Source organism: Nocardia asteroides (assembly GCF_900637185.1).
GTDB lineage: Bacteria > Actinomycetota > Actinomycetes > Mycobacteriales > Mycobacteriaceae > Nocardia > Nocardia asteroides.
This window is the reverse complement of record NZ_LR134352.1, coordinates 3,376,869-3,400,545: the sequence shown is the minus strand read 5'-3', so window position 1 is coordinate 3,400,545 and position 23,677 is coordinate 3,376,869. Positions and strand designations below refer to the sequence as shown.

Below are 23,677 nucleotides of genomic sequence, written 5' to 3'. Positions count from 1 at the left end.
CAGTGTCCTCCCGATCACCGGCGAAAGCCAGGGGCACCGACGCGACCGCCCACCCCGGAATACCGGGGTGGGCGGTCGGGTGCCGGGCGGAACTACGTGGTCAGGCCCGTCTCGATGGCCGAGATGATGCGCGGGCGCAGGTCGGTGACGCTGACGATGGCGTCCACCGAACCGACCTCGACGGCGCGCTGGATGTTGTGCACGCGGTCGAACTCCGCGGCCACATCGCCCAGCTTCTCCGCGCGCACCGACGAACGGACCTCGTCGAGTTCAGCGGTGAGGGTCGCGCGGTCGGTGCCGACCGCGTTCGCGGCCTGGGTCTCCAGGTCACGCACGCGCGGGTCGGCCGCGGTCCGGGAGTTGACCTCGCCGGCGAAGACCACCGCGGCGGCGGGCGCGCCACCGAGCACCGAGGCGAACGAGCCCTCGAGCGCGAGCACGGTCATGTTCGGGTTCAGCGCCTTCGAGAACACCACGAACGCGCCGCCGTGGTACCGCGAGATCACGGTGAACACGATCGGGCCCTCGAAGTTGACGATGGCACGGCCGATCTCGGCGCCGTACTCGAGCTGCAGCTTGCGCATCGACTCCGGCGAACCGTCGAACCCGGACAGGTTCGCCAGCACCACCAGCGGACGGTTGCCGCTGGCCGCGTTGATGGCCCGCGCCGCCTTCTTCGACGACCGCGGGAACAAGGTGCCCGCGGTGTAGGTGTCGGGACCGTCGGTGGCCGGGAAGCCCCGACGCGGCACACTGCGCGACTCGATGCCGAGCAGGCACACCGGGATGCCGCCCAGGTGCGCGTCCTGCACGACCGCGGTCTCGGCGTCGGCCATGCCCGCCCAGCGCTCCAGCACCGGGTGGTCCTGGTCGGCCAGCGCCCGCATCACCGTGCGGATGTCGAAGGGCTTCTTGCGATCCGGGTTCGCCGACGCGGAGAAGATCTCCCCGACGGTGGCGAAGGTGCTGTCGGCCAGCACATGCGGGAACGAGGAGATGTCGCGGTCGACCGGGTCGACGGTCCGCGACCGGCGCGGCGCCTGTTCGCCGGGGGCGACGTAGGTGTGGTCGTAGTGCGCCATCAGCACGTCGCGCGCGGCGGGCAGGTTCGGCGCCCAGTACTGCGCCTGGCCGTTGGGGCCCATCACGCGGTCGTAGCCGCCGATGCCGAAGTTGTCCTCGGCCGACACGCCGCCGGAGAAGTCCAGCGACTGCTTGCCGGTGAGCACCATCGCCGACTCCGGGGTCATCACCAGCACGCCCTTGGTGTGCATGAGCATGGTGGCCTCGGCGTTCCAGTACGGCTGGGCGCCGACGTTGATGCCAGCCACGACGATGTTGATCTCGCCGCCGTCCTGGGTGAATTCGACGATCCGCTTGAGCGCGGCCGCCACCCAGTCCATGTTCTCGGTGCCCGACTCCATCGAGATCCGCGCGCCCGAGGACAGCGCGTACCACTCCAGCGGCACCTGCAGGCGCTGGGCCAGGTCGAGCGCGGCGATCACGCGACGGCACTCCGGCTCCGACAGCGCGCCCAGCGACTTGGTCGGGTCGCCGAGCAGCAGCACGCGGGTGACACCCTCGGGATACTGCGCGGTGGGGGTGGACACCACACCGGCCACGATGGCCGCGGTGTTGCGGCCCTTGGGCCGGTCGACCGGGACCAGGGTGTGCTCGGCGTCGAGGTCGTACTCGGCGAAATCGCCCAGCATGCCGGTGAGCTCGTACGGGTAGACGGTGTTGCGGCCCGCGGCGCGCAGCACCTTCTGCCGGTACTCGTCGAGCGGCTCGACCGGCTCGTCGGTGAGCTCGCCGACGGTCACGTCGGAGCCGCCGGTGGCGCCGAAGGCGATCCGGACGCCCACCTTGGTGAGTTCCCCGGTGCGCTGGTCACGCTGCCGCGCGATGAGCAGGATCTCCTCCAGCCCGGCGCCGGCCGCGGTGGGCAGCACGTGCCCGCCGATGGTGGCGAGTTCCTCGCTGGTGACATCCATCGGCGGCCAGATGTACATCACGATGCGGTTGGTGTTGAGCCGCTTGGCCGACGGGCGCCGCGACTGGGCCCGGCGGATCGAGTCGACGCAGGTGGCGATGGCGCTCTCCGCGGTGGGCAGCGCGACGAGCCTGCCGTCCTGATCGCGCAGTGCCGCCAGGTCGCGGACCTGGGCGAAGGCGATGAGGCGGTCGTCGGAGGGGTTGCCCTTGGCGACGCAGCGGAACAGGTAGACCTCGTCGTCCGAGGACGGCAGGCGGGTGAGGTCGAACTTGTGCAGCCGCTCCATCTGCATCCGCTGCGCGATGTAGGGGTGCAGGCCGCGGATCAGCCGCTCCTCGGCCATGCCGGTGGCCGACGGGCGGAAGGTGAAGTGGTGGTGCATGACCGCGCCGTTGCTGCCCGCCACGGTGGCCGTGATCCGGTGCACCTGCTGGGGCAGCACCAGCCCGCCCAGGACCTCCTGCAGCGCCGCGGCCATGGCGTCGGAGTCCTCCGGCTGGGCTTCCCAGCCGAGATAGATGTCGGCGTCGATCGAGACGGCGCCCGCCGCCAGTTCGGCGAGGCCGCGCAGCACGGTGTCGAGCTGGTCGAAACTCACCGCGGCCGAGACCAGGCTGGCGCCGTCGCGCTCGGCGACCACGAAGCTGGTGCCGCCGACCTGCTCGGTGTGCACGCCGGTGAGGCCCTTGTTGCCGTAGTAGCGGCGGGTCAGGACCTCGAGCAGGACCGAGTGGTCGGGCTTGCCGCGGTCGAGCCGCTGTCCGAGCAGCCGCACCAGCGGTTCGGTGCTGCGCACCATGTCGGCGACGCGGTCGGCGCGGTCGGCGGCGGCCGGGTTCGCGTCCAGGTAGGTGAGGTGCTTGCGGACGTTGGTGTAGACGCGGGCGCGGTTGCGGCGCAGCAGCGGCTGGCCGTACCAGCCGTAGACCAGGCCGCGAGTGAGGTCGGCGATGACCGGGAAACGCACCTGGGTGGCCGCGACCAGACGCTCCAGCGCCAAGCCGACGGGCTCGCGCAGCACCTGGTCGGGCATCGGCTCGCGCAGCCATTCGCGCAGCAGCGTGGTGACGACCTCGACGGTGTCGGCCGGGCGCTGCTGGGCGAGGAAGACGCGGAAGACCGCGGCTTCCAGTTCCGGCGTGCGGTCCAGCTCGGTGACGCCGTAGTGGCCCAGCGCCTGGGACAGCTTGGCCTGGTAGGACTCCGGCAGTCCGGCCCGCTCCACGTCCAGGCTCTGCAGGTAGGTGTGGAAGTACTCGCGGGCGCTGTGCACGTGGCCCTGGCCGGGCTCGTCGTCGGCCGGGCGGTTGTGGCTCAGCTCGGCGAGGTCGGCGAAGACCTGGATCAGTTCCAGTTCCTCGGCCAGCGGCCGGTGGTCGGCGGCGACCGAGTCGCGGCGGGCCGCGAGGTAGTCGTCGAGGACGCGTCGGTCGTCGTGCGGGTCGACGTCGAAGCCGAGCAGCAGGCTGCGCAGATCCTGCAGGCCACGCTCGAGCCGCTGGTGCGGCTGCAGGCCGGCGGGCGCGCCGGGCAGGTCCAGTTCGACGGTGCTCGCGGTCTCGGTCTCGGCCGCGTCGTCGTCCTCGGCGATCGGTTCCAGGCGCAGCAGCGGCGCGCCGGTCTCGACCTGGGTGCCGACCGAGACCGAGCATTCCTTGAGCCGGGCGCGGAACGGCGCGCGCAGCACCGTCTCCATCTTCATCGACTCCAGCACCAGCACCGCGGCACCGGCCTCGACCTCGGCACCGACCTCGAGCGGGGTGCCGACCACCAGCGCGGGCGCGGGCGAACGGACGACGCCGCCCTCGTCGCGGCTGATCCGGTGGGTCACGCCGTCGACGTCGACGAGGTGGGTGGGGCCGTGGGTGCCGGTGATCAGCCGGTACCTGATGCCGTTGACGACGAGCTGGCCGGTGTGGCTGTCGAACCGCTCGAGGTCGACGTCGGCGGTGGTCAGCTCACCCGCGGCCTCGATGCCGACGCGGAACCGGTGCGCGCCGATGCGAGCCACCCGGACGCGGTAGCTCGCGCCGCGCAGCTTGAGGTCGAGCGGTCGCCCGCTCTCGTGCTGCACCTGCGGGCGGCCGCCGGAGGCGGTGGACAGCAGCCGGTACTGCTCGGCGCGCTCGTCCTCTTCGTAGGCGTCGATCGCGGCCGCGGCGAGCGCGACGGCGGAGTGCTGGTGGGTGACCAGGCGGCCTTCGCCGCGCACCCGGTCGATCCAGCCGGTGTCGGCGCTGGCGTCGATGACCTCGGGCTGGTCGAGCAGGTCGAGCACGAAGCTCTTGTTGGTGGCGCCGCCCTCGATCACGACGCGGGTCTGCGCCATGGCCCGGCGCAGGCGGCCCAGCGCCTCGTTGCGGTCACGGCCGTAGGCGATGATCTTGGCGATCATCGAGTCGAAGTCGGCGGGGATGGTGTCGCCCTCGCTGACGCCGGTGTCCACGCGGATGCCGGGGCCCGCGGGCAGGTCGAGGCGCACGATGCGGCCGGCGGCGGGCGCGAAGTCGCGGTCGGGGTCCTCGGCGTTGAGCCGGGCCTCGATGGCGTGGCCGCGCTCGACCGGCGGCTCACCGGTGAGCTTGTGCCCGGAGGCCACCGACAGCTGCGCGTGCACGAGGTCGAAACCGGTGGTGGTCTCGGTGATCGGGTGCTCCACCTGCAGCCGGGTGTTCACCTCGAGGAAGGCGAACAGCTGCTCGCCCGGGTGGTACAGGAACTCGACCGTGGCCGCGCCACAGTAGCCGACCGCCACCGCGAGCCGCTCGGCCGAGGCCTTCAGGTCGGCGGTCTGCTCGGCGCTGAGCACCGGCGAGGCCGACTCCTCGATGACCTTCTGGTTGCGGCGCTGCACCGAGCAGTCGCGCACGCCCAGCGCCCACGCGGTGCCCTGGCCGTCGGCGATGACCTGCACTTCGACGTGCCGGGCGCCGGTGACCAGGCGCTCCAGGAACACGACGCCGCTGCCGAAGGCGCGGGCGGCTTCCTGGCGGGTGCGCTCGTAGGCGTCGACCAGTTCGGCCTCGTTGGTGATCACGCGGATACCGCGGCCGCCGCCACCGGCGGTCGCCTTGAGCATCAGCGGGTAGCCGATCTCGGTCGCGGCGGTGATGGCGTCCTCGACGGTGTCGACCGCGCCGCGGCTCCACGGCGCGACGGGCACGCCGACTTCCTCGGCGAGCAGCTTGGCGCCGATCTTGTCGCCGAGCTTGCGCATGGCGTCGGCGCTCGGGCCGATGAAGGTGACACCGATGTGCTCGCACAGTTCGGCGAACGCGGGGTCCTCGGCGACGAAGCCCCAGCCGACCCAGGCCGCGTCGGCCTTGGTCGCGACCAGAGCCTGCTCGAGCACCTTCAGGTCGAGGTAGGGGCGCGCCGATGCCGGACCGAGGTCGTAGGCGATATCGGCCGCCCGCACGAACGTGGCGTTTCGGTCGACATCGGTGTACAGGGCGACCGTCTCGATCGGTAGCCCGGTCGCGGCTGCCAGATCACGAACGGCGTGGATGAGCCGCATGGCGGCCTCTCCCCTGTTGACGATGGCGATGCGGCTGAACACTCGCCGACTCCTTTCCATTACCAAGGACGTGGCCCGGACGGATACGAATTCGAACTCCGGTTCCAGGGCAGTCTGCACCTGTCTTGGTTATATGGGAACAGCGTCAGAGGGTTACCGGCACGTATAGGAGAATTTCGCCCGCTCGCGCCGGGGAAGGTGGAGTAGTCACGGGCCGATCCCGAGGTCCCTGCGGCCTTGTTCGACGATGGTGTGCGTGAAGTCCTCGGCCTCGGCGGCCATCTGTTCGACCGCGGTGACCAGCGACGGGCCGTCGCGCCGCAGATCGTCCACGCTCGTGCCGGGTTCAGCGAGATTCCGCCGGACGAACGGCTGCAGATGATCGGTGAGGAACTTCGTGACGGTTCCGCCGAATTCGTCGATCGCCCCCGCGAGCTCTTCCGTGCCGACCAGCTCCGCCCCGGTCATCGCCCGCCCGAAGCGCATCCATCGCTCCCCGAACAAATCGGCCACCTGCGCGCGGATCTCCTCCACGTCGGGAATCGACTGGTTCAGTTCCCCGATCAGCGCGCCGAGACCATAGACGTAGGCGGTCAGCGCGGCCACGAGTTCGGTGTAGGCCGCCTGCCTGTTGTCGCGCAGCATCTGGACGGCTTCGACCCGCTGCGTGCGGTCGAGCTGATGCTGACTCACGTAGATGGCCGATCCGGCCGAGACCCCGCTGGAGATGACCGCCGCGCACAGGGCCGCGATCAGCGCGTACCGGCCGTTGCGGGTGGCCGTCCTGACCTCGCGTTCGAGGTCTGCCGTCGACCGGGGGCTGTCTTCGCTCGCGTCGTCGTGTGGCGTTGTCGTCGCTGTGTCCGTCATCGGCCTCGCCGATCCTCGTCCCGAGCTGGATGTCCGCCGTAACCGGCGGCTGTGCCCAGTCTCGCCGGGCGAGGCGGCGCGGGCCGAGCGTAGTGAACTACTCGCCTCCGGGCCGAGGCGCACGGCGACAGCGCGGATTCACGGCCGTGGCATTCCGGACAGGCCGATGGCTCGGGGCTTGCCTTGACCTCGGCGTCAATCCCTAGCGTGCCGGTGACAGGGGCGGGACTGCCCCGGTGACGAAGGGAGAGAGCATGAGCGAGGTTGTCGGCGCGGTGAGCGATGCGACGTTCGCGACGGCGGTACTCGCCGCGGAAGGGCCGGTGCTCGTGGAGTTCACGGCCACGTGGTGCCCGCCGTGCAAGATGATCGAGCCGGTGCTCGACGACATCGCGCGCGCGGAGACCGGCCTGCGGATCGTGCGGCTCGATGTGGACGCCAATCCCCGGACCACCGCCGACTACGCGGTGCTGTCGATGCCGACGCTGATGCTGTTCCGCGACGGCGCGCCGGTGCGGACGCTCGTCGGCGCGCGATCCAAGCGGCGTCTGCTGGACGAACTGTCCGGCGCGTACTGAGCCGACACCCCTGGGCCGACCGTGCGCCGACCGGCCCGGGGGTGCGGGTCAGCGCTCCGGTTCCGAACGGATGGCTACGGCGCCGGGCCCGCCGTCCGCGGGCACCGGGCGAGCCGCCGCCCGCGAAGCGGCCACCGCGACGATCAGCGCGCCGGGAATCGCAGGATGCGGTCGTCGCCGTCGCGGATGTCGCCGCGGCCGTCGGTGTTCGAGGTGGTCAGCCAGAGCGCGCCGTCCGGCGCCACGGCCACGGTCCGCAATCGCCCGTACGAATTGTCCAGGAACGCTACCGGATTCGACGCGTGACCCTCGGACAGCGTTGCCGTCCACAGTCTTTCGCCGCGCAGTGCGGCCAGATACAGCGTGTCGCCCGAGATGGCCAGACCCGACGGCGAGGCTTCGGCGGTGGACCAGGTGAGCAGCGGGTCGGCATAACCCCGCTCCGCGCCCCCGGCTCCCTCGACGACGGGCCACCCGTAGTTGCGCCCCGGCTCGACGAGATTGACCTCGTCCCACCGGTTCTGGCCGAACTCGGCGGCGAACAACCGGCCCGTGCCGTCCCATGCGAGGCCCTGCACATTACGGTGGCCGAGGCTGAACACCGGGGATCCGGGGACCGGATTGCCCGGCGCGGGCGCGCCGTCGGGGGTGAGGCGCAGGATCTTGCCGTTGGGACTCGCGGGGTCCTGGGAGCGCGCGGTGTCCCCCGCGTCGCCGGTGCCGGCGTAGAGCATCCCGTCGGGTCCGAACGCGATCCGGCCACCGTTGTGGTTGCCCGCCTTCGCGATGCCGGCGAACACGACCTGGGCCGGTTCCCCCGGCCGCACCCGGACGATCCGGTTGTCCTCGGCCGCGGTGTGATACGCGTAGACCCACGGGTTCTCGGCGTGGTCCGCGGCGACGGCGAGGCCGAGCAGTCCGCCCTCACCGCGCGCGGCGACCCCGGGCACCTCCGCGAACGGCTCCGGTGCGCGCCCCGCCGCGACCCGCAGGATGCGGCCCGAATCCCGCTCGGCCACCAGGGCCGTGCCGTCGGGCAGGAAGGCCAGTCCCCAGGGGACGTCGAGGCCGCGCGCGATCTCCTCGGGCGCGCCCAGATCGGGCAGGCCTGCCGGGCTGCTCGCCGCGGTGGACGTCGCGATCGGCGGCCGCGGTCCCTCCTCGCGCGCGCACGCGGTCGCCACGCTCGCCGCGAGGGCGATCAGCAGCGCACCCAGCCGGGTACGGGACGTCGGCATGCCCCCATCGTGTCAGATCAGTTTGGACAGCTGATCGCGATCGGAGGCGTCGAGTTTGATGCAGGCCCGGTAGATGTGGCCCTCCACGGTCCGCACCGAGACGCACAGCCGCTCGGCGATGGCCCGGTTGGACAGCCCGCGCCCGATGAGCGCGGCGATCTCCCGTTCCCGTTCGGTGATGGGCAGCGGGCGGGCGGCCGCCGTGATCGCCGGCGAGCCGGCCCCGTCGCAGCGGGCCGCCAGCGCCACCGCGCGGGCCGCCGCCTCCGCGCTGGGCCTGCGCCGGCCGGCGTGATCGAAGATCGGGACCGCCTGGGCGGCGGCGTCGGCGGCGGCCAGCAGCATGCCCAGGTTCTCGAATTCCACGCTGACGGCGGCCAGCGCGGCGGTGTCGGAGTGCGCCAGCGCCGCGGCGTGCCGGGCGTAGATCGCCGCGGCGGGCCCCTGCAGGCGGGTGGCGACGGCCGCGAGCCGGGGCGCCAGCGTGCGGTCGCCGAAGCGGGTCGCGTGGTGCAGCGCCTCGGCCTCCTGCGCGAACTGGCCGGTGCGGTGCGCGAGGTCGGCGGCCTTGCGCGCCAGGTCGATGGCGGCGTGCTGACTGTGTTCGGCGGCGGCCACCCAGGCGCGCGCGATGAGCCGCTGTGGCTCGTGCAGCGCCATGTAGGGCCCGCTGTGCTCCTCGGCATCGGCGAGCACCCGTTCGGCCTGGTCCGCCTCACCCAGGGCCGCGTACGCACGTGCCAGGACCAGCCGGGCGGGCAGCTGCCAGGGCAGCGTGTTCTCGGCGTTGAGGGCGGCCAGCGCTTGCTCGAAGGCGGCGATCGCAGCCCGGAAGCGGCCGCGACAGGTCGCCACCACCCCGATCGCGATGCGGGCGATCGCCCAGCCGACGAACTGCCCGGCCGAGGAGAACTCCCGGTACTCCGAGGCGCGCTGTTCGGCCTGGTCGAGCTCACCGATCATCGTCAGCGCCAGCACGTCCCCGTAGCGCACCATCACCCGGACGATGCCGTCGGTGGATTTCTGTTCGGCCCTGATCCGGGCCGCGATGGCGCCGACCTCGGCGCCGCGGCCGACGTAGGGCAGCGCGAGCCCGAGCGCGAACGCCGCGAAGTCGACGGCCTGGCGGGGCGAGTTCGGGTCGGCGATCACCCGCTCGGACTCCGCGACCCCGACGTCGAGCCGGTTCTCGTGCACCGCCATGGCCGCCCGGAAGGCGTCGACGGTCAGCCGGGCCGCCGGATGCTGCACCCGGGCCACCAGCAGGTCGATGAGTTCATGGCCGCGCGCCACGTCACCGAGCGACCAGAACTGCAGCGACGCGCGCAACAGCCCCCACTGCACCAGCTGCAACTGGTCGAGGCGGTCCGGATCGAACCGGGCCAGGATCTCGTCGGCCTCCTGCGGTCTGCCCTGCCACAGCAGCGCCCGCGCGAGCAGTTCGGCCGCCCGCAGGCCACCGCAGCGCTCGCAGGCCGCGCGCGCGAGCCGTTCACCGAGCGGCAGGTTCGCCAGGGCGACGGCGTCCTTGGCGGCGTTGATCAGCAGCACGATGTCGATCGGCTGGTCGCTGTCGACGCACAGCTGCGCCAACCGGATCCGGTCCGCCGGGGTGTCGAGGCTGCGATCGCGCAGGGTCTCGACGATGCGGCCACGCCGCTTGCGGGCCGCCGCGGTGCCTGCCCGTCGGCGGATCACCTCGCCCAGCAGCGGATGACTGAATCGCACGTCGACGGCGGGTCCGTGCCTGCACACCCGGATCAGGCCGGTGAGCTCGGCGGCGTCGACGGCCTCGACGCCCACCAGCTCGGTGAGGATGTCGATGTCGAGCGGTTCGTAGACGGCCAGCATCCGCAGCGCGGACAGCACCGGCTCGCCCGCCCTGGCGAGGCGCTCGTCGAGCAGATCGACCAGCCCCGACGGCACCGCGGTGGGCCCGCGCAGCTGCCACACCCCGTGCACGTCGGTGAGCGTGCGCGCCTCCACGGCGCCCTCGACCATGTTGCGCAGGAACAGCGGATTGCCGCCGGAGGACTCCCACATCACATCGGCGCTGAGTCCCTCGAGCGTGCCGCCGAGGACGGTCTCGACGAGGGCGACGCACTGGCGCTTGGTCAGCGGTTCCAGTTCGACCCGTTCGAGGAACCCGTCCTTCCACAGTGAGGTGATCGCGTCGGGAACCGGTTCCCCGCTCCGGACCGTGGCCACGATGCGGGCGCTGCGGTCGACGGCGATCTGGTGCACCAGGGTCGCGGACAGGGTGTCGAGCAGATGGGCGTCGTCGACGCCGATCACGGTGCCGGGCCGGTCGAGCATGTTCTCCCGCGCCGAATGCAGCAGGGCGAGCGGGTCACGGGAGGCCGAGGCGGCGATCCAGGGGGCGAACGCGCCCAGCGGAATCGCCTGGGACGACGCGGTACAGGCCACCCAGCGCACCGGCGCGGGCAGCTGCGAGCCGACCAGCCGCGCCAGGGTGGTCTTACCGATTCCGGCGGCGCCGACGAGCACGACACCACCGGCGCCACCGTTCGTCAAAGCGGCACGGACGGCGTCGTATTCGACGGGGCGATCCAGCAGTCGCCACAGTTCGCCCATGCACCAAAATTCTAGTTCCCGCCCGCCTCCCTCACAACGAACCTGAGCGGTGGTCATGATGGCAGTTCGGTCGCGTCCCGTGGTTCCAGCCGCGGCGCGTTGTTCACGTCGTGCCGGTAGTTGCTCGACGCCTCGTACACCCGCTTCTTGAGCCGGTTGATCGAGCCGAGCGGGCGATGCGCGTCCAGTCCCCGCCAGGAGTTGAACGAGAGCACGTCGTCACCGTAGGCGCGGCGTTGCGGGGTGTAGGGGTCCTGGATGTCGAACCGGATGGTCGCGATGGTGACGTGCGCGGATTCCGGTTCCGGCCAGGGCACCGTCGCGTCCTCGATCGGCATGGTGCCGCTGTCGGTGCACAGCTGGGCGCGCAGCTCGTAGGTGGCGCTGTGCGCGGCGAAGAAGTCGACGACCAGATCCTGGTGCGCGTTCACCCCCGCGTCCGGGCTCACCGGCTGACCCTGCAGCGCAACCACTTCCGGCGACACCGGCGCGTAGAGCAGCTTGGCGACGTAGTCGCCGTGCCGCAACGGCGCCGAACTGTAGAAGGTCTCACCGAGGATGTGGGTGTTGGGCGCGACGAAGACGCCCAGGTTGTCCGGCACCTGCTTGCCGATCCGGCGCAGCACGTGCTTGTCCACGGCCGCCACGAGGTCGCTGCCCGCCTGCAGCACCGGGTCGGGCAGCCGGGCCAGCACCCAGGCCGTGGGCATGCCGCGGGTGAGGTAGGCGTGCGCGTCGGCGAACAGGAACTCGCGGTGGGTGACCATGATGAAGTCCTGGGTGGTGGCGTCGTCGTCGGGCAGCGCCCGCGGCCCCTCCACCCCCAGTACCTTGATGCCGAGTCCGCGCACACCGCGCAGCTGGTCGCTGCGGATCACCCCGGACGTGCTCGACAGCCGGGCGATGATCGGATACGTCTTCGGGGTGGCGAACATGCCCTGGGCCAGTTCGGCGGGCAGGCCCGCGGGCACGGTCAGTTCGCCGCGCAGGATGCCGTGGCTCTTGGCGTGCGCGTCGCGCAGTCCGCGCTTGTATTTGCGGTAGGCGCGTTCGTTGTTGTCGCGCAGGACCGCGATGATCTTGTCGATGTCGCGCTCCTCGTCGGGGCGCGGCTGTTCCAGGTCCTCACGGAAACGCAGGTATGTCATCGCGGTGCCCTCCACGGCGCGAACGGGTTCGCGACGCCGCGCAGCGCGGGCGCCAGCGTCGGGAAGTGGCGCAGCAGCACGCTGCGCATGGAGTTGTCCCGCACCCAGGCCATGCCCGCTTCGGTGTAGATCTCGGGGCGGAAGTCGGTGGTGAAGAACCGGTCGGCCGACAGGCGGCGCGAGGCCATCAGCACGAACACGCGGAACGCGGTGTCGCTGAAGCCGAATCCCGGTGGTTTGGGTTCGGCGTAGAGGCCGATCATCAGGTCGACGGCGTCGACGTCGCCGTAGATGCGCGCCAGTTCCCCGGCCCAGTCCGGATTGTCGGTCAGCTGCTCGAAGGAGGTCACCGGAGGCAGCCGGAGCTGACGCCGGAAGTCGTTGTAGCGCGGCACGCCCCGCTCCCTGACCCGCAGGATGTCGACGGTGGCGAGGTCGAGCAGCGGGTGTCCGGGGCGGTCCAGCTCTTGCAGATGACGCGGGTAGTTGTGCAGCGTCAGCGCGCCGGGGTGAGCCCGCCCGAAGGAGTAGAACAGGGTGTCCATGGGCGTCTCGGCGAGCCGCTCCCGGATGTGCACGACGCCCAGGTCGGGAAAGGGATGCTCGGCCAGCACCCGGTCGTCGGCGAGGCTGCGTACGACGAGGGTGTCGGGGACGAGCGGGTGCATCCGGTAGACCGAGACGAACTCCTCGGTCAGCGAGTACGGCACGCCGCTGTCGTCGGTGGCCGACCCCGGGATGCCGCACAGCACCTCGTTGTCGACGAGTCTGCCGAAGCGGCGCGCGATCCGCTCGCCGAGCACGCCGAACCAGTTGGCGCGCATGGCCGCGACGGTGGTGGGGTGCGCGATGATGCCCGGGGTCCAGTCGACGGTGTGGATCTTCGCGATCAGCGCCGCGTTGATCAGCCGGGCGGTGTCGTAGAGCTGCTGGTCGTCGAGGTCGGGGTAGCGGCGCGCGAGGCGGCGGCAGATCGCGTTGTGCTCGCGCAGGAACAGCGAGTGCAGCAGCGCCAGCCCGACCCAGGCGTTGGCGGCCGCGTCCGAGAGCGCCAGCAGGCTCTCCGCGTCCAGCGGCGGCAGGCCCAGTTCGTCGACGACGAGTTCACCGTTCTTGCCCGACCGCAGCGCCGCCGCGAATTCCGGTGTGCTGCCGTAGATCTGGGAGGCGTCCCACCAGTGCGAGTCCTCGGTGACATAGGTCGGCGGATCGCCGGGCGCCGCACCGGGGACGGTGGCGGTGCGCGGGATCGTCATCGGCCGTTCCGGCCACGGGTCGCGCGCGTCCAGGGTCACCCGGAACGGTGCGGTCTCGGTCTTGCCGTGGCTGAACCAGTCGTGCACCTCGAACTGGATCCAGGCCGCGGCCAGCAGATTCAGCGTCGTGGCGGGCACGAACCGGTCGCGCGCGAGCAGTACGCTGCTGATCAGGCGCGGGTTGGGCGTCATGATCCGGTCGGCGTCCTCGGGGAAGGTGCCCGCGAGGGCGACATTGCGGCCGAAGCGGCAGCCGACCGAGCCGGTGCGCGGATCGTCGAGGCTGTTGTAGGACCCGTCGACGGTGCGGGCGGCCCGGTGCGCGCCGGTCTCGTCCGGCGGGAGCGGCTCGCCCGGATGTCGTCCGGTGTCGAAGAGATTCTCCGCGCGCAACCGGCTGCGCAGACCGACCAGCACGGCCAGGCCGAGCGGGGTCGGTAGGCGGAACCAGCCGAAGCGCCGGTCCAGGGCCTCGGCGGCGGCGACCGCGAGGCGGGCGACCGGTGACCGGTGCGGTGACGACGGGGACGGACTCGGGTGTGCCTCGACCATCGGGAAACCTCCACGTAGCTGGCTCGAACCGCGGCGTACGAGAACTGGTCGAAGATCAGTTTCCGCCCCGCCCCCGGCGGTGTCACGAGTAGTGGACTACGTCAGGCCACGCCCGGATAACGATCGGCGTACCCGCCTCGTCCGGCAATCGAGTAGCGAATTACGCGCGTCCCGGGGCGGGTGCGTGGGTAACCCTGCAGAGGTGACTACTCCGATCGACATCAAGGTCAATCTCGACGGCGATCTCGTCGACGCCCAGGCCCGCCTCGGGTGCACCAACGCCGCCGCGGTGGGCCGCGACGTCTGGTTCGCCGAGCCCCGGCTGCCCGGCGTGGGCGGCCCGCCGACGCTGCTGGCCGACCGCATCGCCATCCGGCTGCGCAGCGGCGACCACGACGACGTCACCGTCACGCTGCGGCCCTGTCTGCCCGCCCAGCTGGTGGGGCGCTGGGCGGCGCCGTTCACCGACGAGGGGGTTCGCTACCGGATAGCCGGGGATTGGTGCGGTGGCAGGCGGGAACTGTCGGCCGCCGTGCGCAGCAGCCGCCCGCCCGGCACCCTGCGGGTCGCGGCACTGCGCGGCGAGGATCTGACCGAGGTGCTGGATTCGGCGCAGCGCCAGTTCCTGGTGAGCTGCACCCCGCCGGGGGTGGCGGTCGACCACCTGCGCGCGGTGGGCCCCATCGCCGCGACGGCATGGACCGGCGTCGTGCTCGGCGACTTCACCGTCGACGCCGAACGCTGGGCCGTCGGCGGCCTCGACCTGTTCGATCTGTCGCTGACCGTGGCGCCGGCGCCCGGCGAGCCCGCCGAGGCTCTGCGGGCGCGCGCGCTGGTCACGCAGCAGCGGCTGCACGACGCGGTACGCGCGCACGGCCTGGCCGTCGCGACCGAGCTGACCAAGACCGAACAGGTGCTCACGGCGTCGGCGATGGCCGGCCCGGCGTGGAGCGAATGACTACGACCGCGGGGCCACGAGCGGCGGTGGCCGGTCCTGGTCTCCGTTGGACTCCGGCGCCCCCGTGGCCGCCTCGTCGTCGAGGAGTTCGGCGAACGGCGGGTCCGCCAGTGCCCGCGTGGTCACATCGTGGCCCAGCGCCCGATAGGCCTCGAAGTCCCATTCGCTGTAGAGCTGGTCGCCGGTGGAGGTGTAGGGGAAGTCGGGGTGGGTGGTGCTGTAGTTCTCCACGTCCCAGCTGAGCCCGCCGATGAGCTGGGAGCGCAGGTAGTAGATGGTGGTCGTCGTGCCGTCGAGATGGGTGGCCACGCCGCGGGTCCAGGCCTGGGCAGCCCGTTTCCGGTCGCCCCGCGAGATCGGGCGCAGGTCGACGCAGATCTCGATGCAGTGGTCCATGCGCGCGGTCGCGATGGCCTCGGCCAGCGCGCAGAACCGGTCGTCGGGGCTGCCGCTGGCGTCGAGCACCAGCACCGCGGCCGGGCGGCGGCGCAGCGCCTCGACGAGGCCGAGATTGTCGTAGTGGCCGCCGTCGGTGACATAGAGCCACCGGTCGTAGAGCGACGGATTGCCGAACGCCTCGCGCAGCAGCCGGTAGGGCCCCGGCTTGTCCGCCCAGCTCCACACCGCCGGGATCTTCGCCCCGACCCGGCCCTGCGGCACCGGCTGCCAGTACGGGTTCGGCAGCCACACCCCGAGTCGCGCGTTGAGCAGCGCGAGCAGGATGCGGACCGGGCGGGTGCGCGCGCTCTCGCGGCCGGTGAGCGGGCTGAACGCGGCGCCGCTGATGGCCATGGCCGCGGGCACGGTCACGTCGCGGTACCGGAAGTCGGCCTGCCGCTCGTAGGTCGCGGTGACGCGGCGCCCGTCCTGGGTGAGCGCGCGGTCGCCCACCACCCCGATCCGGTCCGGATCGAAGATGAACGGCACACAGCCGCGGCGGGTGGGCACGAACGCGTCGTCGTCGGCGTTCGCGGCGGCCGCGATGACCAGGCGTGGTCCGCCGTCGACCGGCCGCCCGTACTCGGAGTACCGCAGCGGGGTGCTGTACGGCAGCGGCACCGCCTGCCGGGACCGTGGATCCTTCTCCACGAGAAAGGCTTTCGACAGCGCTTCGCGGTAGTAGGTGTGCAGCGAGGTGCGGTTGGCGTCGGTGAACAGCTTGATCGCGATCGCGATGCCGATGAGCCACCAGGCCAGCGTCCAGTTCGAGCGCGCGGCCGGTTCGGTGGCGAAGACGGTGGTCCAGCGCAGCAGCAGCACCACGACCACCGCGACGATGAGCGCGCTGCCCAGCCACGGCGCGATCTGCTTGCGCACCAGCTGCCGGATCCGGCCGGTCCAGCCGCCGGATTCGGTGCCGGCGTGCAGCCCCTTCCAGGCCGAGCGCCCGAGCCCGATCAGCGCCAGCAGGGTCGCGCCGAAGGCGACGGTGCCGCGCCCACCCGGGTCGACGAGTCCGCCGACGAGAGTGGCCAGCGCGCCGTTGCGTTCCTGCGCCCGGCTCAGCCAGTACAGCGCGATGGGCACACCGACGAGCAGCAGCGCGAGCGGGACGCCGATGCCCAGCAGCAGCCGCGACGCCTTGGTGAAGATGTTGCGCATCCGGTCGGGCACCATCGTCAGCCGGTCCCACGCCTTCTCCACCACGAACGCGGCCAGCGCGAGCACGAACGGGCCCAGCGCGATCGCGAGGTACCAGTAGCCGCCCGCGGGGACCAGGTGCAGGTGCAGGGTGTCGCCGGTGCGGGTGAGCATGTCGATGTCGTCGAGCAGCCAGCCCAGCCACCACGACACCGCCACCAGCGAGATGCCGATCAGGGTGGCGTTCACCGCGATGCCGTACAGCAGCGAGAACACGGCCCGGAACTTGTCGGTGCCGCGCGGCATGAGATACCGCGTGCGCCGGCGCAGATAGGCCAGTTCGGTGGAGTCCAGCGAGTAGGGGCGGTCGGGGAAGGTGCGTCCCACGATGTGCATGGCCGCGGCGATGTAGCCGCCGCCGCTCACCCCGACGACCGCGCCGGCGCTCTGGTACCGGCCGCGGTCACGCAGCACCTGCAACGCGCCCAGGCAGAACGAGGCCGACCGGATGCCGCCGCCCGAGCAGCAGATGATCAGCCCGTCACGGTCGGCCGGGGCGGCGGTGGTCTCGGCGTAGTGGGCCTGCGACGGATGTTCGCCGGCCAGCCGGTTCCTGGTGCCGAAATACCAGATGGCGGCGGTGACGACCAGCGCGAGCAGCAGGAAGCCGAGGTGCAGACCGGCCTGGACGCGCAACAGGGTGACGGTGGCGCCGGTGCAGGAGGGCGGCTCGGCACGCAGCCGCAGCGCCAGCAGCAGGTCGGCCACGCCGTCGATCACCGAGAGCAGCAGCGAGCACGCGAAGACCTGCCGGGCGAACCTGGCGTACTTGCGGTCCAGGCGCAGCGAATAGATGTAGACGTAGTACCGGTAGGTCGCGGTGGGCGCCGCCAGCGCCATCATGGCGCCGACCAGCAGCCCGAGCAGCCCGGCCGTGTGGCATTCCTGCGGCGTGCGCACGCCGAGCGGGAACGCCATCGTCGCCTGCACCGCCACCAGGAAGACCACGATCCCGGTGGTGGCCGCGAAGACCCGGCCACGCCCGACCTGTTCGATGGTCGCCAGGCCGGAGGTGACGTGGTCCCCACTCGCCCGCACGGGCGAGCCGGCGTGCTGCTCTGCCGCGGTCATGTACCGACGATACGGTCGCGTGGCGACGCCGACACGCGTAGTGCGCTACCCGGATCGCAGACCGATCGGTCGACTGTGACGATCATGAAGTTGTGCGGCGGGCCGAGTCGTGCCCGGGGTCCGGATCCCCTGATCGCGACGCCGTTGTCGCGAAGTCCGGCTCGGCCGGTGCGGTGAATTCCACGGATCCATCGTCGCGCGAATGCCACGGCAGCGAACGAGTAAGGCACTACCCCACCTGGACCGCCGGGCCCCGCGAGTGGAGTAGTCGACCACGCTATCGAGATGTCCACCGCCGCCGCAGGATCGAGGTGCGCCGGATCGCCCGGCCCAACTGATCGGTCATCCCGGACGGAGACGAGGACATGAGTGGATATTCCCTGCACATCGGACTGAACCGGGTCGATCCCGCCGCCTATCACGGCTGGGACGGCGCGCTGGCCGGCTGCGTCAACGACGCCGAGGCCATGGCCGCCCTCGCGGCCGCGCAGGGCTTCGCCGCCCCGCGGGTCCTGCTCGACGCGGCGGCGACCTCGTTCGCGATCATCGGCGAGATCGCCCGGCTGGCCAGGACGGCGCGGGCGGGCGATCTGGTGCTGATCAGCTACTCCGGCCACGGCGCCCAGACTCCGGACGTGGACGGCGAGGAGGACGACCGCCAGGACGAGACCTGGGTGGCGTTCGACCGCCAGATCGTCGACGACGAGCTGTACCGGATGTGGTCGCGGTTCGCGGCGGGCGTGCGGGTCGTGGTGTGCTCGGACAGCTGCCACAGCGGCACCGTCACCCGCGACGCGTTCACCCGCGAGGCCAGAACCGCGATCGCCGGCCTGGCCGAGGCGGGCGCGGACGGCCTCGGCACGGTCGTCCACGGCAGCGCCAAGGCCATGCCGCTGGACGTACAGGCCGAGGACAACAAGCGCCGCGCCCAGCTGTATTCGTTCGTCCAGGAGCTGAGCGGGCCGCAGTCACGCGCGGTGCTCGAGGCGGGTGTCGTGCTGCTGTCGGGCTGCCAGGATTCGCAGCTGTCCTACGACGGGCCGGGCCACGGGCAGTTCACCGGCGCTCTGCTCGAGGTGTGGGACGACGGCGCGTTCACCGGCGGCTACGCGCAGTTCCATCGCCGGATCATGGCGATCATGCCGCCGGACCAGGTGCCGAACCTGTTCACCCTCCATGCCGACGCCGCGTTCCTCGACCAGCGCCCGTTCACCCCGTGAGCGGCACGCGAGGCGGGGACGGTGACACCGTCCCCGCCTCGCCGCTGTCGGCTCAGCCGGCCGCGGCCTGCCCGATCGTCGCCGCCACCGCCGCGTGGGCGAGATATTCGGGGATGTCGTGCGCGCGCTCCTTGGGGTTGTCGACCGGGAGTTCGCGCAGGTCCGGGCCCCAGGTGGGACGCAGTGGGCAGCCGATGGCGATCGGATCGCCGGCGTACCAGGTGTTGAGCCAGTCGCCGACGCGGTCGGGCCTGCGCGGGCCGCCGGCGAGCAGCTTGGTGTGCACGGCATCCAGGCCCAGCGGGCTGCCCGCGGTGACCAGCAGCCGGACCGTCACCTCCCGGGGCAGCTGGGTGAGCAGGTCCATGGCCACCACGGTGCCGAGGCTGTGACTGACCAGGATCAGCTCGCCGCTGGTCGGCATGTCGGTCAGGACGGTGTCCAGCACGCTCTTGCGGACCTGCTCGTCGTCGAGGTAGGCGGCGACGTCCTTGAAGATCGCGCCGATCAGCAGCGAGTCGAGGCCGCTGCGCGCGGCGATCCAGCCCAGCTGATCGCGCACCCGGCCCAGCACGACCGAGCCGAAGGCGAAGCCCTCCTCGGTGGGCAGTGCGGCGGGCAGGCTCTCGGCGCTGGGCATGCCCGCGCGCTGGGCGGCTTCGGCCACCAGGTTCTCGTAGAGCGCCGACCCGGTGTCGACGACCGCTTCGCGCGCCCCGAGTCCGGCGACGAGCTGGTTGCCGTAGTACGGGAAGTGGATGTCGGCGGGATCCATCGGCGGCAGCCCGGCCAGGGTCAAGCCCTTGTTCAGGCCCGCCGTCCAGGTGCGGCGCAGCTCGACGGGGTCGCGGTTCTGCTGGCCGCGCCCGTGCAGGAAGACCACGCTGCGGCGGCCACCGAACGCCGTCGGCCTGCCGGTCACGCCACGCGCGACGCTCTCGGCGGCCGGGACCGGCACGGGCGCAGGCGCGGCGACGACGATCGTCTCGACCGGCGCGGGCGCGCTCAGGCCCGCCGCCGCGCCGAGTTCGTCGAGCAGCGACCGCTGGGCCGGTGCGAAGGCGCGGGAGCCGAGATCGCGCAGCAGCACGCTCACCCGGACACCCTCGTTGGCGATCCAGCAGATCGCGTCGTCGCCGTCGCCGGTCTGCCACAGCTTGCCGTCCTTGCGCAGGACCCCGCCCTCGGCGTCCTTCTTCGGCACGCCGGCGTGGTGCAGCGCGACGATCTCCCACTGGTCGTTGAAGACCGGTGAACCGGAGTTCCCCGGCTCGGTGTCGGAGGTGTAGTGCAGGAACTCGTCGAGTTGCAGGTCGAGCCGGTTGTCGCGGATCGAGATCTCCTTGAGCCTGCCCAGCGGATGCCCGATGACGTTCATCGCCTCGCCGATGACGATCTTGCCCGGCTCGGCGATCAGCGGATTCCAGCCGAAGCTCGCGCCGGGCGCGAGTCCGTCCGCCCCGTCCGCCACCCGCACCAGGGTGTAGTCGAGATGCTTGGACGTGACGAAGAAGTCGTGCGGGGCGAGCCGGAAGCGCACGGTCGGAGTGGGAACGTTGTCGATGCCCGCCTCGGCGGCGAACTCGACGACCACCGACTCGGCCCGGTCCACGGTGGGCAGCACGTGGTTGTTGGTGAGCAGCAGGTGCGGTGACACCAGCGACCCCGTGCCCATCGGCACCTCACGGCCGTTGTGCGCCAGCGAGATCCGCGCCACCGCGGCGGCCGCGCGGGTGCCGCGGGTCAGGAAGTTGACCGCCTGCAGGTCGTTGGCGAAGCCGATCACCCGTTCCAGCGCGCCGATGCTGTCGAGCGGGTCCTGCCTGCCCAGTTCGATCACCGCCTGGGCGGGCACTTCGCCGGTGCCGAGCAGACGGTCGGCGCGGGCGATGATCTGCTCCTGGGTGTCGACGACGTCGGACTCGGTCGCCTCGCGCCGGCGCTGGACCTCGTCGCGCGCGCGGGCGCTGGCGGCGAAGCGGCGCGACGCGGCGTCCATCTGTTCACGCCATGCGGCGGTGCGGGTTTCGCTTTCGGTATCCATGGGTCACCTCGCCCGGAGAAGGATGCAGCTGGTGTGCTCAGCGTGGGCGCCCGCCCCGGTGCCTGACACGAGTAGCCGACCACTCGAATTCCGGTCAGGCACCGGGTGCGGTGACTACCGCTCCCACCACGAGGTGGAGATCCGTCCGTCGTTGGCGGTGACGAACACGTCGAGCTCACCCGCCGTGCGGGCCACAGCCGCCACCGGTCCGCCGGCGGGGAAGACGCCGCCGATGTTCCGCCACCGGTTCCCGATCCCGGACCAGTCCGAGCCCGCCTGCCACCACGACGTGTACACCCGCCCGTCGTTGCCGGTGACGAACAGGTCGAGGTTGTCGCGGGTGCGCGCCACGGCGGCGACCCGGGCGCCCGGCGGGAAGACGCCGCCGATGTTGCGCCATCGGTTCCCGATGCCCGACCAGTCGCTGCCCTGCTGCCACCAGGAGGTGTAGACGCAGCCGTCGTTGCCGGTGATGAACAGGTCCAGATGATCGGGCCCGCGGGCGACCACCGTCACCGGCGCGCCTGCCGGGAAGACGCCGCCGATACCGCGCCAGCGGTCCCCGATACCGGACCAGTCCGTCCCCGCCTGCCACCACGAGGTGTACACCCGCCCGTCGTTGCCGGTGACGAACAGATCCAGATTGTCCGCCGTCCTGGCCACCGCCGCGACAGCCGCGCGCGTCGGGAACACCCCACCGATGTTCCGCCACCGGTCCCCGATCCCGGACCAGTCCGACCCCGCGTGCCACCACGACGTGTACACCCGCCCGTCGTTGCCCGTGACGAACAGATCCAGATGATCGGACCGGCGCGCGGTCACGGAAACCTGTGCGGTGCGCGGGAATACGCCACCGATGTTCCGCCACCGATCCCCGATCCCGGACCAGTCCGCACCCGCCTGCCACCACGACGTGTACACCCGCCCGTCGTTGCCGACGGTGAACAGGTCGAGGTTGTCCGCGGTGCGCGCCACCGGGGCGACCGTGGCGCCGGCCGGGAAGACGCCGCCGATGTTCCGCCACCGGTCGCCGATTCCCGACCATTCCGTCCCGGCGTGCCACCACGACGTGTACACCCGGCCGTCGTTGCCGGTGACGAACAGGTCCAGGTGGTCGGTGCGCCGCGCGGTCGCCGACACCGGCGCGGTGCGGGGGAAGACCCCGCCGATGTTCCGCCAGCGGTCGCCGACGCCGGACCAGTCGGGGTAGATGGCGTGCGCGGCGGCGACGTCGCCCGCCGAGAGCGCCGTGCGCTGGCCCATGGTGACGCCGGGCGGCAGCGCGACGCGCGGCACGATGGTGTCCTGGCCGGTGGTGCTGAAAGCCGTTGCCGGGTAATGCATGATCGACCCGAAGTCGTAGCCGCCGACATCGTCACCGTCGGTGACGTGCTGGGCGAAATTGTGCCGGTCCCCCGCGCTCACCTGGGCCAGGCGCACTTCGACGAACCGTTCCCGGTCCTCCCGGCTCTGCTCGTGCCAGAGCCCGATCGCGTGCCCCATCTCGTGCACCACGGTGCCGGTGGGCGCGGAGCCGGTGAGCTCGATCGTCTGCATGCCGCCCTGCCTGCCCACCGGCGAGCGGCTGGCGGTGCTCGGCACGAACCGGATGTAGTCGCCGTGCACCGGGGTGCGCGGCACGAACCGCAGCCGGGTGCGTGAATTCCAGTGTGCCACCGCGTCGTTGACCCGCTGCTTGCCCGGCAGCGCCGGATCGACCTCGTAGGGGATCACCGCGTTCGGCCAGCGGAAGTTCGCGCCGGTGATGGCGATGCCCTCCGCGCCCTGCCGCGCCGCGATCTCGTCCAGGGTCCCCAGCACGATGTCGCCTTCGAAGACGGCGAGATCGTCCACGATCGCGTAGGTGACCTCGCGCAGGCCGTGGGTGGCGGTGGGTATCGGGGTCGTGCCCGCGCCGGTGCCGGAGCGGAATTCGCCGGTGTCGTCGGTCCCGGTCGCGACCGGGGCGGTGTCGTCGATGATCATGGGCCGCGCTTCCTGTCCGTCCGCGGTGCCGCGCACACGCGGAGATCGGTGGTCTGTGCGGGAAGTTTCGACCCGGTGGCCGCGGCGGGGCACGCGTAGCGCGCTACCCGATGACGGCCGGCCTACACCGGGCGCACGGGAATGACCACATCGGTCACCGCGCCGTCGGCGGGTACCGGAATCGCCTGCGTGGACACCAGATCCCCGGGGGCGAGCACGCCGTCGCCGGCGCGGTCCACGTGAGCGGCCAGGCCAAGCCCGGTCCCGGCCGGCGCGCGCAACGTGAACGGGATGCGGGCGCCGGGCCCGATCGCGACCTCGCGGGCGATCATTTCGGCCACCAGCGGAGCCGGGCCGTCGGCATAGGTGACATCGCGCAGTTCGACGGCGATCCGCGCCGTCGTCACCGGACACTCCGGTCCCAGCACGACGACACCGCTGATCCGGCGCTCGCGGACGGCCATACCTCGAGGGTAGGCCCGCCTCAGACCGCCGCGCCGGACCCGAACCGCTGCTCGGCCAGCTCGGCGGAATCGGTGCCGAGGGCGTGGCCGATCGACTCCCAGGACGTGCCCGTCGCGCGGACGAAGCGGACGGCCTCGACCAGCCGCTGCCGGGCGGACTCGGAGTCCTGCCAGGCCAGCAGCACCGGCATCAGCGCCTGCATCTCGGCCCGGTGGCACTCCCAGTCGTCGAGCACCACGCCGGTGAGGACGGGGTCGAGGGGGCCGCCCGGGCAGTAGAGCCGCCGGTCGGTGGGCGCGTGACCGAGCGGGTGCGTGGAGCGCCACCAGGGGCGTCCGCGCCATCGGCCGCACGAGCAGTGCGCCCGCCAGCCGATCGCGGTGGTGCTGTCGTCGGCGACGACGTCGACGACCCATCCGTGGTGACACTCGAACACAGCGTTCATACCGACTCCGATGTCGTCCGACCGACTGGTGTGTGGGACTGATCTTCCCAGGTATTCACCTTCGGTGGCGCGGCGGCCGAGCGCAACCTCCGTCCCG

At 71.8% G+C, this 23,677-nt stretch carries 14 protein-coding genes; 3 read left to right on the top strand and 11 right to left on the bottom strand.

Going from position 1 to position 23,677, the window contains the following annotated elements; genetic code table 11:
* Window positions 1-92: 92 nt before the first annotated feature.
* Together EL493_RS15905 and EL493_RS15900 are read right to left on the bottom strand one after the other, a co-directional pair.
* Window positions 93-5,555 carry an ATP-binding protein gene (locus tag EL493_RS15905; RefSeq protein WP_019050368.1) on the bottom strand — a complete coding sequence of 1,821 codons (5,463 nt, stop codon included), beginning with the start codon at window positions 5,553-5,555 and terminating at the stop codon, window positions 93-95.
* Between the two features lie 165 nt (window positions 5,556-5,720).
* The gene (locus EL493_RS15900; protein ID WP_019050367.1) at window positions 5,721-6,383 is read right to left on the bottom strand and encodes a hypothetical protein; all 663 of its coding nucleotides are present in this window, start codon (window positions 6,381-6,383) and stop codon (window positions 5,721-5,723) included.
* 254 nt (window positions 6,384-6,637) lie between these two features.
* Between EL493_RS15900 and EL493_RS15895 the strand changes: the two genes are divergently transcribed.
* Window positions 6,638-6,961, top strand: coding sequence for a thioredoxin family protein (locus tag EL493_RS15895; protein WP_019050366.1), 324 nt, complete (start codon window positions 6,638-6,640; stop codon window positions 6,959-6,961).
* 143 nt (window positions 6,962-7,104) lie between these two features.
* Here the strand turns inward: EL493_RS15895 and EL493_RS15890 are convergent, their stop codons facing one another.
* Genes EL493_RS15890 through EL493_RS15875 form a run of 4 tightly spaced genes read right to left on the bottom strand, consistent with a single transcriptional unit; the run spans window position 7,105 to window position 13,750 of the window.
* A complete protein-coding gene (locus EL493_RS15890) occupies window positions 7,105-8,199 on the bottom strand; it encodes a PQQ-dependent sugar dehydrogenase (RefSeq protein WP_019050365.1) in 1,095 nt (364 codons plus the stop codon).
* 12 nt (window positions 8,200-8,211) lie between these two features.
* Window positions 8,212-10,794, bottom strand: coding sequence for a helix-turn-helix transcriptional regulator (locus EL493_RS15885; RefSeq protein WP_019050364.1), 2,583 nt, complete (start codon window positions 10,792-10,794; stop codon window positions 8,212-8,214).
* Window positions 10,795-10,847: 53 nt separating this feature from the next.
* The gene (locus tag EL493_RS15880) at window positions 10,848-11,942 is read right to left on the bottom strand and encodes a catalase family protein (protein WP_022565730.1); all 1,095 of its coding nucleotides are present in this window, start codon (window positions 11,940-11,942) and stop codon (window positions 10,848-10,850) included.
* A complete protein-coding gene (locus EL493_RS15875) occupies window positions 11,939-13,750 on the bottom strand; it encodes a peroxidase family protein (RefSeq protein WP_019050362.1) in 1,812 nt (603 codons plus the stop codon). The genes EL493_RS15880 and EL493_RS15875 overlap by 4 nt, the downstream gene beginning before the upstream one ends.
* 202 nt (window positions 13,751-13,952) lie before the next feature.
* Between EL493_RS15875 and EL493_RS15870 the strand changes: the two genes are divergently transcribed.
* The gene (locus tag EL493_RS15870; RefSeq protein ID WP_019050361.1) at window positions 13,953-14,708 is read left to right on the top strand and encodes a hypothetical protein; all 756 of its coding nucleotides are present in this window, start codon (window positions 13,953-13,955) and stop codon (window positions 14,706-14,708) included.
* On the opposite strand, the gene EL493_RS15865 is transcribed toward EL493_RS15870, so the two are convergent.
* The gene (locus EL493_RS15865; protein ID WP_019050360.1) at window positions 14,709-17,420 is read right to left on the bottom strand and encodes a hypothetical protein; all 2,712 of its coding nucleotides are present in this window, start codon (window positions 17,418-17,420) and stop codon (window positions 14,709-14,711) included.
* Between the two features lie 365 nt (window positions 17,421-17,785).
* Here EL493_RS15865 and EL493_RS15860 point away from each other — a divergent pair, with 365 nt between their 5' ends.
* Complete coding sequence (locus EL493_RS15860) at window positions 17,786-18,640, top strand: caspase family protein (protein ID WP_019050359.1); 855 nt, start codon at window positions 17,786-17,788, stop codon at window positions 18,638-18,640.
* A 52-nt stretch (window positions 18,641-18,692) separates the two neighbouring features.
* Here the strand turns inward: EL493_RS15860 and EL493_RS15855 are convergent, their stop codons facing one another.
* From EL493_RS15855 to EL493_RS15840, 4 genes are all read right to left on the bottom strand, one after another.
* The gene (locus EL493_RS15855) at window positions 18,693-20,684 is read right to left on the bottom strand and encodes a trypsin-like serine peptidase (protein ID WP_022565731.1); all 1,992 of its coding nucleotides are present in this window, start codon (window positions 20,682-20,684) and stop codon (window positions 18,693-18,695) included.
* 114 nt (window positions 20,685-20,798) lie between these two features.
* Window positions 20,799-22,670 (bottom strand): M12 family metallopeptidase, encoded by a 1,872-nt coding sequence (locus tag EL493_RS15850; RefSeq protein ID WP_126405722.1) that lies wholly within the window; start codon window positions 22,668-22,670, stop codon window positions 20,799-20,801.
* Window positions 22,671-22,792: 122 nt separating this feature from the next.
* Window positions 22,793-23,134 (bottom strand): hypothetical protein, encoded by a 342-nt coding sequence (locus tag EL493_RS15845; RefSeq protein ID WP_019046609.1) that lies wholly within the window; start codon window positions 23,132-23,134, stop codon window positions 22,793-22,795.
* 20 nt (window positions 23,135-23,154) lie between these two features.
* Window positions 23,155-23,580 carry a hypothetical protein gene (locus tag EL493_RS15840; RefSeq protein WP_019046608.1) on the bottom strand — a complete coding sequence of 142 codons (426 nt, stop codon included), beginning with the start codon at window positions 23,578-23,580 and terminating at the stop codon, window positions 23,155-23,157.
* Window positions 23,581-23,677 lie beyond the last annotated feature (97 nt).